10 protein-coding genes are annotated in these 12,486 nt (G+C 58.6%); 8 read left to right on the top strand and 2 right to left on the bottom strand.

Going from position 1 to position 12,486, the window contains the following annotated elements; translation table 11 throughout:
• Positions 1-3 precede the first annotated feature (3 nt).
• Positions 4-669, bottom strand: a complete 666-nt coding sequence (locus ACSQ3J_RS22475; protein ID WP_060502368.1) for a haloacid dehalogenase type II — start codon at positions 667-669, stop codon at positions 4-6.
• 360 nt (positions 670-1,029) lie between these two features.
• Here ACSQ3J_RS22475 and ACSQ3J_RS22470 point away from each other — a divergent pair, with 360 nt between their 5' ends.
• The 8 genes from ACSQ3J_RS22470 (at position 1,030) to ACSQ3J_RS22435 (ending at position 11,532) form a co-directional block, all read left to right on the top strand.
• Positions 1,030-2,406, top strand: a complete 1,377-nt coding sequence (locus ACSQ3J_RS22470) for an aspartate aminotransferase family protein (protein WP_060502369.1) — start codon at positions 1,030-1,032, stop codon at positions 2,404-2,406.
• A gap of 108 nt (positions 2,407-2,514) precedes the next feature.
• Positions 2,515-3,843, top strand: coding sequence for an NAD(P)/FAD-dependent oxidoreductase (locus ACSQ3J_RS22465; RefSeq protein WP_060502370.1), 1,329 nt, complete (start codon positions 2,515-2,517; stop codon positions 3,841-3,843).
• Between the two features lie 743 nt (positions 3,844-4,586).
• Positions 4,587-5,567 carry a glycosyltransferase family 2 protein gene (locus ACSQ3J_RS22460; RefSeq protein ID WP_060502372.1) on the top strand — a complete coding sequence of 327 codons (981 nt, stop codon included), beginning with the start codon at positions 4,587-4,589 and terminating at the stop codon, positions 5,565-5,567.
• A 132-nt stretch (positions 5,568-5,699) separates the two neighbouring features.
• A complete protein-coding gene (locus ACSQ3J_RS22455; protein ID WP_162246332.1) occupies positions 5,700-6,788 on the top strand; it encodes a glycosyltransferase family 4 protein in 1,089 nt (362 codons plus the stop codon).
• Between the two features lie 342 nt (positions 6,789-7,130).
• Positions 7,131-8,687, top strand: coding sequence for a D-aminopeptidase (locus ACSQ3J_RS22450; RefSeq protein ID WP_436040337.1), 1,557 nt, complete (start codon positions 7,131-7,133; stop codon positions 8,685-8,687).
• A gap of 132 nt (positions 8,688-8,819) precedes the next feature.
• Positions 8,820-9,671: a D-amino-acid transaminase gene (locus ACSQ3J_RS22445; RefSeq protein ID WP_060502375.1), complete on the top strand. Its 852-nt coding sequence runs from the start codon at positions 8,820-8,822 to the stop codon at positions 9,669-9,671.
• Between the two features lie 26 nt (positions 9,672-9,697).
• Positions 9,698-10,735: a P1 family peptidase gene (locus ACSQ3J_RS22440; RefSeq protein WP_436040335.1), complete on the top strand. Its 1,038-nt coding sequence runs from the start codon at positions 9,698-9,700 to the stop codon at positions 10,733-10,735.
• Positions 10,732-11,532 carry a M55 family metallopeptidase gene (locus tag ACSQ3J_RS22435; protein ID WP_060502377.1) on the top strand — a complete coding sequence of 267 codons (801 nt, stop codon included), beginning with the start codon at positions 10,732-10,734 and terminating at the stop codon, positions 11,530-11,532. Before ACSQ3J_RS22440 ends, ACSQ3J_RS22435 begins: the two co-directional genes overlap by 4 nt.
• On the opposite strand, the gene ACSQ3J_RS22430 is transcribed toward ACSQ3J_RS22435, so the two are convergent.
• Positions 11,533-12,474 carry a LysR family transcriptional regulator gene (locus ACSQ3J_RS22430; RefSeq protein ID WP_060502378.1) on the bottom strand — a complete coding sequence of 314 codons (942 nt, stop codon included), beginning with the start codon at positions 12,472-12,474 and terminating at the stop codon, positions 11,533-11,535.
• Positions 12,475-12,486: the final 12 nt, after the last annotated feature.

Below are 12,486 nucleotides of genomic sequence, written 5' to 3'. Positions count from 1 at the left end.
TCCTCACAGGCCGAAGACGCCTGGTAGACCGCCGATGTCATTGATTTCGCTATATTCGTAGAACGGGTTGGCTGGCTCGTGCTTGCGGTTGACCCAGACCTTCGACGTGATGCCGAGGTCGTGCGCGGTCATCAGGTCGTAGCGGAACGAGGAAGAGACATGGGTAATGTCCTCCGGGCCACAGCCGAGCGTGTCGAGCATGTATTCGAAGCCATTCATCTGCGGCTTGTAGCTGCCGGTCTCTTCTGCCGTCAGAACCAGATGGAAGGGCGCACCAAGCTTTTCGACATTGGACATGATCTGGCTCTTCATCGCATTGGAAAGGATGACGAGCGGGATTTCCTTGGCAACGGCGGCCAGGCCAGCTGGCACATCAGCATGCGGCCCCCAGGTTGGCACTTCCTCATAGATGCGCTTGGCATCGTCAGCCTTGAACATCACGCCATGCCTCTTGCAGGTGCGCTCGACGGCGTTGTGAACCACGTCCGCGTAGGGTTTCCAGGCACCAAGAATTTCGTCGAGGCGGTAGGCGGAAAAGCTCTTGATGAAAGCGAGCATTTCCGGCTCCGGCAGGTCGTTGCCGTAAATGCGCCGTGCCGCGCCCGCCATGTCGAAGTTGGTGAGCGTGCCGTAACAATCGAAGGTAACGAACTTCGGACGGAAGGTCATGGCGGGAATTCCTGTGTTGCGAGCGTTGGCGAGCCTCCCGGGCTCCTGGGACAAATCCTAGGGGCGTATCGAAGATGGACCGGCCGCATTGCGGGCCGGCGAAAGCACAAAACACCGTATCTTGCTGTTGCCGCGGAACGATCTTGCGGAAGGCCAGACTGCGCCCTGTCCTTGATGGATGATGAACCGAACCATGAGCGGCATATCCTTCGGCTTCATCGATTGCGAACAGCGCAATCTTTCGTGCCAGCCGGTCAATCAATCGGACAGTGCGCGATCCAGGCCGGATAATCGGAGCAAATCAAAGGGCTCCATTGCTCACCTGAACGTGCGGGTCGGGCTAAACAACCGGAAACGATCATGCTGTCCAATTCTCTCGTCGAACTCGATCGCCGTCACCTTATCCATCCGGTTGCCAGCTGGCGTGGTCATGAAGCGGCAGGCGTACGCGTGCTGGCCTCCGGGCAGGGCGCCAAAGTGCGTGATGCTTCCGGTAAGGAGTTGATTGACGGTTTTGCCGGCCTTTGGTGCGTCAATGCCGGTTATGGCCAGGAAAGCGTCATTGAGGCTGCAATGCAGCAGATGCGCGAACTGCCCTATGCGACCGGCTATTTCGGTCTCGGTTCGGAACCGGCGATCCGGCTGGCAGCGCGTCTAGCCGATCATGCACCGGGTGACTTGAACCATGTCTATTTTACACTCGGTGGTTCCGATGCGGTAGACAGCACCGTGCGTTTCGTCCGTTATTACTGGCACGCTCGCGGCCTGCCGCAGAAAGACCAGTTTGTAACGCTGGAATATGGCTATCACGGTTCCTCTACAGTCGGTGCAGGCCTAACCGCCATCCCGGCTTTCCATGCTGGTTTCGGTGTTCCTTACGACTGGCAGCATAAAATTCCGTCGCCTTATCCCTATCGCAACCCGGTGGGGGAGGGCGCGACTGACATTATCGCACAGTCGAAGGCGCAACTGCTGGCCAAGGTCGAAGAACTGGGCGGTCCCGAGCGTGTCGCGGCGTTTTATGCCGAACCGATCCAGGGCTCGGGTGGTGTCATCGTGCCGCCAAAGGGCTGGATGAAGGCGATGCGCGCTCTTTGCGCCGAACTGGATATCCTCTTCGTCGTTGATGAGGTCATCACCGCTTTCGGCCGCACCGGTCCGCTTTTTGCCTGCAGCGAAGACGATATCGTGCCGGACATGATCACCACTGCCAAGGGCCTGACTTCAGCCTATGTACCGATGGGCGCAGTATTCATGTCGGAAAAGGTCTATCAGACAATCGCTGATGGTGCCGGCAAGACTGCTGTGGGCCATGGTTATACCTATTCCGCGCATCCGGTTTCCGCCGCCGTGGGCCTCGCTGTCCTTGATCTCTACGAAGGTGGACTGCTGGAAAACGGCCGTCGTATGGGTGAACGCCTGCAGGCCGGCCTGCATTCGCTCAAGGATCATCCGCTGGTCGGTGATGTGCGCGGCCGCGGCATGCTGGCTGCAATCGAGTTGACCACCGACAAGGCCAAAAAGACGCCACTGCCGGCCGCTTCTCTGCCTTCGGCGCGCATCTTCGATCGCGCTTGGGATGCAGGCCTCGTCATCCGCGCCTTCGCCTGGGGCGTCATCGGTTATGCACCGCCGCTCTGCTGCACCAACGCGGAGATCGATGCCATTATCGAGCGGACGCGCCATGTACTTGATCTGACACTCGAAGATCCGGATGTCCGCGCCGGGATCCGCTAATACCGGTAGATGCGGCAGCGCAGTGTCTGCCGCACACATCCTTATCTCCACCGCGACCGGACTGCGGTCGTGGGCTAACGACACTGCCTGTATTCTCTGGAGAGTTTCATGCCTGCGCCCTTGATGACGATTGCCACCGGAACCGATGTACCGGCCCGTGCCGATGCAGTGGTGATCGGGGGCGGAATCGTCGGCACCTCCGCCGCCTATTATCTGGCACGATCAGGCCTCAACGTCGTGCTCCTGGAAAAGGGCCGGATCGGCGCCGAGCAATCGAGCCGCAACTGGGGTTGGTGCCGCCAGCAAAACCGCGATGCCCGCGAACTGCCGATGGCGACGAAAAGCCTCGAACTCTGGGACAGGCTGGCCGCGGAGATCGGCGAGGACGCCGGTTTCCGTCGTTGTGGGCTGACCTATCTTTCTGACAGCGGAAGTGAAATCGAAGGCTGGGCCAAATGGCGCGATTTCGCCATCACCCAAGGTGTGCGCACCTTCATGCTGAGCCCACAGGAGGCGGCAGAACGCGGCCGGGCAACCGGTAAAGCCTGGAAGGGTGGCGTGTTTTCGCAGGATGACGGTATCGCCGATCCCGCCCGCGCCGCACCCGTTCTGGCACTCGGTGTGATGAAGTACGGTGGCGCCGTTCTACAGGAATGCGCGGCGCGGGGCGTGGAACTTTCAGCCGGTCGCGTCAGCGGTGTGGTGACGGAAAAGGGAATGATCGCGACATCGCAGGTGGTTGTTGCCGGCGGCGCCTGGGCGTCGTCCTTCTGTCATCAACTGGGTATCGGAATGCCGCAGGCTTCGACGCGCTCCACCATTCTTTCCATCAGCCCCGGCGCCGCAGGTGATATTCCGCCAGCGCTTCATACCAAGGATGTATCGGTAACGGCACGCGGCGATGGTGGCTGGACGCTGGCAGTTTCCGGCCGCGCGCAATTGGACCCGACGCCGCAGAACATTCGCTACGCGAAAGCCTTTCTGCCGATGTTTGCCCGCCGCTGGGGCAATCTTTCGGCCGGCAGCCTACAAGGCTGGGGTTGGGGCCACGAGAGCCGCCGCATATGGAAGCTTGATCGTCCGACACCAATGGAACGTGCGCGCATTCTCGATCCGCGGCCGAACCGCGCGGTTGCCGAGGACACTTTGGCACGAGCGCGAAAGCTGTTGCCGGGATTGTCTGCAAACCCGGTGCAGGCGACCTGGGCCGGGTATATCGACAGCACCCCGGACGGTGTGCCAGTGATCGGCGCGGTGGATCATATTCCGGGCTTCATGATTGCGGCCGGCTTTTCCGGGCACGGATTTGGCATCGGCCCGGGGGCGGGCTTGCTTGTCGCGCAGATGCTGACCGGGCAGGCCACATTGGTGGATCCGGCTCACTATAAGCTGGAGCGTTTCAGTAAAATGTCGTGGGGTAAGGTTTCGGAGTTCTGACCAGGCACTAGTTTGGCAGATTGCGAGGGGGAGCGATCAAATCCAGCATGTCCCATCGAGACAGGAATTGGTTTACTGGACGAGATGCTCTGCATCCTGAAAGATCATCTCAGACGAGAGGCCCGCATGTTGATCGGCGATTGCACAGAGCTGCCATCCACATTTTCAACTTGGCTAGTCCAGGGGCAACGCCCCCGAGCGTGCTGGCTGTTGGCAATGCAGCGAATTTATCGGTCACATGAGCGATCTCCGGCTTATAACCATACGATCGGGCATCGGCTTCTTTTAGCTTGAACGTCCGCTCGCATACCGTCATCGAGCGTTTCAGCAGTCGCGCAGGGATAAGTGCCATAACCTTCATTGGTTTGAAACCATCTCCAAAGCGACAAAGATAACCACCTCATACGCCGTCATGAGCCCGCCAACTGAGCTTCATCACAATGGAGTAATTGCTCCCACAAGAGCGCCGTTGATATTGTGTCGTGCAAACACACCAAGGGAGGGCGCATATATGCCCACCGAAACCGTTGAGCCATATACATTCCGCGTGCTGCCATTTGAGTCCGAGAGGGATCCCACAATTGGAGCATTTTCGAGACGCTCGAAACGTCGAAAGCGACCTCAAAATCGCGCCAACAAACAAATTCATGCAAGTATATTATAAATATTATACCGAAATATATTCACGTTATTAAATAATAATTACAATTCACTACACCGCAAGTGGGAAGGAATACAGATAAATGGCAACCGTGGATGTTGTTATTCCTTGTTACAATTACGGGAAATACCTTCGCAGAAGCGTTGAAAGCGTTGTCAGTCAAGCCGGAGTAGACACCAGGGTCCTCATCATAGACGACAATTCACCGGACGATACGTATGAAATAGCCTCAGAATTATCTAGTAAATACAATAATGTGCTCCATACAAGGCACAGTTCTAACATTGGGCATATACGCACATACAATGAGGGGTTGGATTGGGCGGAAGCCGATTACACCCTCCTGTTATCGGCCGATGATTTCTTGATGCCGGACTCTCTCGCATTATCGACAGCCGTCATGGATGCCAACCCCGAGGTCGGGTTTACTTTTGGCAGAGCCCACCGCTGGGACGATGAGCGGATTGAGGAGGCGGGTGAGCACTTCCCTCGAACGCCTAGCAAGACTCAAATTCTACACGGGCACGCGTTCATAAGGTTAGCCGCCGCGCGAAACATTGTCCCTACTCCGACTGCCGTTGTCCGAACAAAGCTCCAAAAGCTTCTCGGCGGATACAAGCAGGAGCTTCCGCATTCGGGAGACATGGAGATGTGGCTCCGCTTTGCCGCCCATGGCTCCGTCGGGATATTGAACGAATATCAGGCAATCTACCGGCAACACAAAACGAACATGTCAAAATCATATCAGGTTCACGGTTGGCTTCCGGACCTGATCCAAAGAGAAGCAGCATTGCGCTATTTCTTCAAGGAAAACTCCCACTTGATGGAAGTCCCGGTTTTTACACATAAAAAGTCGATATATATGCTTGCCAAAGAGGCGTTTAACTACGCAAGCGCCGCATTAAACTTGAACGAAAGTGAAGCTTGCAAAGATCTGGAAAGATACGGGCTGTCGATATCACCGGTTTCACGACTTTCAAAATCGTGGGTCAAGCTGAATTTAAAGAAATGTTTGCAGATATTTCCCCGCTCTCCAAGGCGCCCAAATGCGCAGCTTGATTGACAATTGAGGACGCTTGCCATGAAGCAACAGATGCCTACCAACGAACCTGGCAGGTCAGCTCCGCCTTGCCCAAACCTCATGATAGTGACGCGTCAATTCGGTGCGAGCGGCCAACCATGGATATGGCGGCAAGTGAGCGGGATCCAAGGATTTAAGAAGCAAGTCGTTTGGTGGAAACGCGAGAACACAGTCAGTCAGCCACGAAACGATTTCGAAGAATTCCAAATTTCCGGCGACCCAGCCCCTTATGATAACCGTGGCCGTTGGCTTCACAGGTCCAGAACGGCCATGTCCGGGAACTTCTACGCATCCGTTGGAAAGGAGCGCCGGCAGATCGCGGAATTAATGGCGCAACTACATCCAGGGGTTATACTTTGCTATTTTGGTGACATGGCGATGCGACTATTGCCGGTTGCCCTTGAACAAAAGGTACCTCTTGTCGCTTACTTGCACGGCGACTTTTTATTTAAAACCAACAGATGGTATCGCTGGAGTCTACGCGCCTGCCTGGAACATTTCGCTGCGGTGGTTGTTGTCACGAATGCAGAACGTGATTGGCTCCTCAAACATGGTGTTCCCAGTCATAAGATACACGTCGTACCGTGCGGAGCGCCCATCTCCGTATTCCATCCCGTACGTGATCTCGGCAATTCAGAGCTAAATTTCATTATGGCCTCTCGATTGGCAGAGGAAAAAGGTTGCCACCTATCGATTGCTGCATTTTCCAAATTTCTTAAAATTTTTCCGGCAGCCCGCCTGAGTGTTTTCGGTGATGGTCCTCAGCGCTCTGATCTTGAACAGCTGGTCGCGAAACTGAATCTAACCAACCGCGTTATTTTTCATGGTTACGTAGGCCAGCTTGAACTTGCGCATCAAATGGCGAAGCATGACATCTTCATTCAGCATTCTCTGAGAAAAGAGGGATCTCCCGTCTCGATTGTGGAAGCTATGTCATGTGGATTACCCACAATCTCAACGCCGGTGGGCGGAATTTCGGACCTTGTGATCGATAAGGTGACGGGACTCCTCATTGACGAGGGCGACGTTGGCAGGATGGCAAGCTCGATGGCTTTGTTGGCTGCGGATGAGGATTTGCGCAGGAAATATGGCAATGCCGCCATGGAAAGAGCGGCCAGCCGTTTCAACTCGGACATTCAAACAGAGATATTACAGAAAATATTGGAAGGCGCTTGTGTCAGAGCGGCTAGGACGTTTGTCTAAGCGGCGATAAAACTGGCGAGCAGGTTGTGCGCCGTCCGGCGGGCGGACCGGCGACGAGACGAACGCCCGCAGTTTGCCCAGTCCTTGTTGACGGCAGGATAGACAAATCTCATTTCCGGCGATGCAACAATGAAACCGCCAAGCGCCGTGGCAGCACGTTCCCACGCCGTAATCAACTGACGGGCCGGTGATTGACCGAGCAACGGGAAACAGAATCGCGAGAATATCGAAGCAGGATTTTGCCCGTTGCGATGCCATCAGCCATGGAACAGTATCCCAAAAAATAGAATCAGGGCGAGCGCTGGTTGCACGGCTTCGCAGCAGACGAAAGTTCAGCAGGGCATGATCGACGGCAAGCAGTTCCATGCGGAAATGGATAGCATTCCCGTTCAGTTCCAGGGGCCTGGCGGCGTTGTTGGCGTGGTAAGTCAAGGGCGTGTCATCGCCCGCCATGCCTGGGGTTTTTCCAACCTCGATACGCGAAGCCGGATGACGCCGCAGACACGGCTGCCAATCTGCTCAATCTCGAAACAATTCACCTGCGCGACCCTGTTGGCAACCTGCGGGCAGCCCGAGCATCTGGATGCACGTCTTGCAGACCACCTGCCGAATTTCGAGGGGCCGCTACCGCTTGTGCGCGACCTTTGCAACAACCAGTCTGGCCTGCGTGACTATTGGGCGTTGACCGTTTTGCATGGCGCAAAGGCTGAGCAAACCTTCTCGCGGGCGGATGGAACGTCGGTCCTCTGGCGCACGCGCACCGCGCACTTTGCGCCGGGTACGCGCTATTCCTACAGCAACGGAAATTTCCGGCTCATTGCCGATTTGGTGGAAGAGGTTTCCGGGGAGGCGCTCGAAGCGCTCTATGCCCGGCATGTTTGGCAACCGGCCGGTATGGCGGGCGCCACGCTGACCGCTGATACGAGGCAGCCGGAAGACGGCGTGACCGGTTATGAAGGCAATGATGCAACGGGATACCTGCCGGCGGAAAATGGGATCTATTGGCGGGGCGATGCGGGCATTTCCGCCTCGCTTGATGACATGCTTGCCTATGAATGCTGGATTGACGCGACGCGCGAGGACCCGGACAGCCTCTATCAGCGGATCGCGGCACCCCAAAGCTTCCGCGATGGGACACCTGCCGCCTATGGTTTCGGCCTCAAGCATTCGCAGGTTGGTGATTTCACCTTTACCGGTCACGGTGGTGCCCTGCGCGGCTTCCGCGCTCATCGGATTTGCTCGACACAAGCGCGGCTTTCCGTTGTGGTCATGTTCAACCACCAGGGCGATGCCCATGGAGCAGCTCAGCAGGTGCTGAGGGCCGCACTCGGCCTGCCGCATCCCGTATCGCGGCCGCTGCACAAACGCTATGCGGGCCAATGGATCAGCCATGAGACCGGCCTGCTTGCGCGGCTTGAAACGGGATACGAAACGGTAAGCCTCCGCTTCGGGACTTCGGTCGAGGCGCTGCAGGAAACGCCAGAGGGGAAGCTTGCCTCCCTTGACGTCAGCGTCAGTCAAGAGGGCGCAGATCTCCTCATGCAGCGCCCGCAGGAGAATTTTTCCGAAAGACTGGTGCCGGTGCCCGCCGCGACGCCAGTCGCGGATGTGGAAATTGCAGGGCGCTACCGTTCGGCGGAGCTTGCGGCGGATATCGTCATTGAGCACCGGGACGGCGCCGCTTATCTCACGGCGGAAGGTTTTTTGGGTATCGGGCGGCCTGAGATCATCAGGCCTGCAGGGCCGGATCTCTGGATCGTCGTGACGCGCCGGTCCATGGACGCGCCCGCGCCAGGTGACTGGACGTTGCAGGTCATTCGCGATGAAGACGGTCATGTCATCGGGCTGACGCTTGGCTGCTGGCTGGCGCGCGGGATCAGCTATGACCGGTGCGCGTAATGGCGCCAACCGGTTGAAAATTAAAGCCCTAGGCTAATTTTGCATAGGGTGCTGCCCAAATTGAATTGGTCAGCTGCCGCAAATCGTTTCTATGGTCCGCACCAAGGTCAACTGGCGCGGCAAGAGGAACAGATGGGCAGGATCGTCTATGTGCACGGTCAATTCGTACCGGAGGAGGAGGCCCGCATCGGGCTCTTTGATCGCGGCTTCCTGTTCGGCGATTCCGTCTACGAAGTGACAGCGGTGATCGGAGGGCGGATGATCGATAACGACCTGCACCTCAACCGCCTGGAACGCTCACTGAAGGAGCTTGCTATTCCCCTTGCTTTTTCCCGAGCGGAAATTGCCAGCGTCCAGGCAGAACTCATTGCGCGCAACGCCCTGCAGGATGGCACTGTCTATCTGCAGGTCTCGCGCGGCGAAGCGGATCGTGACTTTTTCTATTCCGATGCGCTGGCTCCGCGTCTCGTCGGCTTCACCCAGGCGAAGACGCTGACGGGCACGAAAGCGCAGCAGCACGGCATAGCGGTCAAGTTGGTGGACGATCCGCGCTGGCAACGGAGGGACATCAAGACGACGATGTTGCTCGGCCAGGTCATGGTCAAGCAGGCGGCGCGCGGTAGTGGTTTCGACGATGTCTGGATGGTCGAGAACGGGCTGGTGACGGAAGGCGCATCATCGACGGCTCATGTCATTACCGCCGACGGACGCATTCTGACCCGTGCCGCCTCGCAGGCAACATTGCCGGGCTGCACGCAGCGCGCCATTGCGCGGCTCTGTGCCACAGAGGGACTACAATTGGAGGAACGCGCCTTCACGCCCGAAGAGGCACAAGGCTCCGCCGAAGCCTTCCAGACCTCTGCCTCAAGCCTGGTCATGCCCGTCGTGCGCATCGGCAGCCGAATGATCGGAGACGGTAAGCCCGGTCCCATCACCAGAAAACTCCAGGCCCTCTATCTGGAAGCGGCGGGCGTTCCGGTCTAGGAACGGCGGAACGACAGGGGGATAACATGAAGACGGCACGCGAATTGGGACTGATCCCGCAGGGGAGACTTGAGCCGGGTCTGGGCAATGCCATTACCGATGTCGCGGGTGTTTCGGTTGGCCATAGCTCTGTACGCGGCGATGGGCTTTTCACAGGCGTGACGGCTATCGTGCCTCATGCCGGCGACATTTTTCGCGTGAAACCACGCGCCGCCGTCGAGGTCATCAACGGTTTTGGCAAGTCGGCCGGCCTGATGCAGATTGCTGAACTCGGAACGATTGAGACGCCGATCCTGCTTACCAACACGTTCGGAGTTGCGGCCTGCACCGAAGCCCTGATCCGCCGCGCCATCACCGCCAATCCGGCCATCGGACGAAAGACCTCAACGGTCAACGCACTCGTTTGCGAATGCAATGACGGCAGCATCAATGATATTCAGGCGATGGCAGTGACATCAGCCGACGCCGAAGCTGCGCTGCTCGCTGCCGGCACTGGACCTGTGGACCAGGGCGCGGTGGGTGCCGGTTCGGGCATGACCGCCTTTGGGTTCAAGGCCGGCATCGGTACGGCCTCGCGGCAAATGCGGATCGGCAAGCGCAACTTCACGCTCGGCACTCTGGTGCTCGCCAATTTCGGCGCAACGGGTGATCTCGTCCTGCCAGACGGCCGCCGTCCCGATCCGCGCGCGCCTGCCAGTCCCGAGCAGGGCTCGGTCATCATCGTCATGGCAACAGACCTGCCACTCGGCGATCGCCAGTTGCAACGGGTTGCGCGGCGCGGCGGTGCAGGACTTGCGCGGCTCGGCGCCTTCTGGGGTCATGGCAGTGGCGATGTCGTCCTGTGTTTCACCACCGCAGATCCGGTGGCGCATGACCCGTCAACACCATTCGCCACGCAGGAACGGCTTGCCGATGAGAACATCGACATTGCCTTTCGAGCCGCCACCGAGACGACGCAGGAGGCCGTGTTGAACGCGCTCTGCATGGCCCCCGCCACACCGGCCCGCAACGGCCGGATTTATCCCGCTCTTGCCGACTGGTTGAAGGAGAACCCCACGCCATGAAAGTCTTTATCTCCGCCGATATCGAAGGAACCGCCGGCATTGCCCATTGGGACGAGACCGAGCGCACGCATCCGGACTGGGCCGAATTCCGGGCCTTGATGACTGCCGAAGTGGTCGCCGCCTGCGAGGGCGCGCGTTCTGCCGGCGCGACGGAAGTGGTCATCAAGGACGCCCACGACAGCGGTCGCAATCTCATTCTCGACCGGTTGCCTGATTACGCGCGGATCGTGCGCGGCTGGTCAGGCCATCCGGACTCCATGATGTTCGGGCTCGACGAAGGCTTTGCCGCCGCCATTTATACCGGCTACCACTCCAAGGCAGGCAGCGAGGCCAATCCGCTTGCCCATACGTCCAACCTGCGCATTTCGCGGCTACTGCTGAATGGCGAGGTTGCGTCCGAGTTTACCGTCAATGCGCTGTGTGCTGCGGGTTATGGGGTGCCTTCCGTTTTTCTGGCCGGTGATGACGGCATTTGCGCGGAGGCACGGGCCATGGTGCCGGGCCTCGCGGCCGTGGAGACGCTGGACGGCCGGGGCCGCGCCTCAACGTCCATCTCGCCTGCATGGTCGCGGCGCCTTATCCGCGAGGGCGTAGCCTTGGCGCTCTCGGGCGATTTCGCGCAGGCACTGCCCGCAATGCCGGAGCACTACGAGGTGGTCATCGAATTCAACAATCCGACGGATGCGTATCGCGCCGGCTGGTATCCCGGCGCTCGTGCACACGGGCCCCGTGCGGTCGCCTTCGAACACAGGGATTTTGCCGAAATCCTGCGGGCGCTGGTCTTCCTCAAGGTCTGATCAGACCGGCACGCGTTCCAACAGTTGCCCCGCTGTGCGCCAGAGGTCTTCGACCTTTCTGTTGCGGCTCGCGGCGTGGCGATAGAGGCGGATTTCGAGGTCGAGATTCCAGCCCTCGTCTACCGATGCGGGCACCAGGCGGCCAGCCTGCATTTCGTCGCGCGCCAGGCTTTCCGGCAGCCAGCATACGCCTGCGCCCGTCACAGCCATATTCATTTGCCCAGCACTGATTGTATTTTCGTGTGTCGTGCGGCGCCGGAAGGGCGGGCGGCGTAGCCAAAGGCGCGATAGCGCAACCCCGAAGAAGGAATTGAGGCCATAACTCAGGCAGGGAATGGCCAATCGCGGCTGCGCGACAGCGCGGTCAATGAGATTGCGGCCCGGCTGTACATTGCCCGACAGTACGATCTCCGGCGAAACCAGCGGGATCAGCCGGTCATGAGCGACAGTCAGAGAGGCAAACTGACCGCGATCAAGGTGAAACGGCACTTCCGGATGGGCATAGGTCAGGAAGAAATCCGCCTCGTCGTTGACAAGCGCATCGAGGTTGGCTTCGATCCCACCGCGGTCAGGGATGAGCGAGGTGCTGAACGTACTGCCCGCGTCTTCCAGCGCCTTCACCCAACCCGGGAAAAAAGTGACCGTCAGCGTATGCAGCGCGGCAAAGCGGATGAGGCCAGGTTCGTGCGACGGGCGCAATGTCTCACGCGCTGCATAGAAGGTACGGATTGCTTCCTGTGCGACCGGAAGGAAATTACGTCCGGCGGGGGTGAGTTCGGCCGGCATGGTGGCGCGGCTGATCAGTGTCGCGCCTAGCCAACTCTCCAACTGCTTGATCCTCCGGCTAAAGGCCGGCTGCGTGACATTGCGAAATTCAGCAGCCCGCGAAAAGCTGGACGTATCGGCAAGCGTCACGAAATCCTCCAGCCACTTGATCTCCATAAACCGTTCCCC

Origin of the sequence: Rhizobium sp. LjRoot98, from assembly GCF_964252935.1 — a bacterium.
GTDB lineage: Bacteria > Pseudomonadota > Alphaproteobacteria > Rhizobiales > Rhizobiaceae > Pararhizobium.
Note: the sequence above shows the minus strand (reverse complement) of the source record. Positions and strands in the feature narration are given on the sequence as shown.

Bases quoted from the DNA above. Each gene is read 5' to 3' on its own strand.
- ACSQ3J_RS22475 (WP_060502368.1), bottom strand. From the start codon at position 669: ATGACCTTCCGTCCGAAGTTCGTTACCTTCGATTGTTACGGCACGCTC.
- ACSQ3J_RS22470 (WP_060502369.1), top strand. From the start codon at position 1,030: ATGCTGTCCAATTCTCTCGTCGAACTCGATCGCCGTCACCTTATCCAT.
- ACSQ3J_RS22465 (WP_060502370.1), top strand. From the start codon at position 2,515: ATGCCTGCGCCCTTGATGACGATTGCCACCGGAACCGATGTACCGGCC.
- ACSQ3J_RS22460 (WP_060502372.1), top strand. From the start codon at position 4,587: ATGGCAACCGTGGATGTTGTTATTCCTTGTTACAATTACGGGAAATAC.
- ACSQ3J_RS22450 (WP_436040337.1), top strand. From the start codon at position 7,131: ATGATCGACGGCAAGCAGTTCCATGCGGAAATGGATAGCATTCCCGTT.
- ACSQ3J_RS22445 (WP_060502375.1), top strand. From the start codon at position 8,820: ATGGGCAGGATCGTCTATGTGCACGGTCAATTCGTACCGGAGGAGGAG.
- ACSQ3J_RS22440 (WP_436040335.1), top strand. From the start codon at position 9,698: ATGAAGACGGCACGCGAATTGGGACTGATCCCGCAGGGGAGACTTGAG.
- ACSQ3J_RS22435 (WP_060502377.1), top strand. From the start codon at position 10,732: ATGAAAGTCTTTATCTCCGCCGATATCGAAGGAACCGCCGGCATTGCC.
- ACSQ3J_RS22430 (WP_060502378.1), bottom strand. From the start codon at position 12,474: ATGGAGATCAAGTGGCTGGAGGATTTCGTGACGCTTGCCGATACGTCC.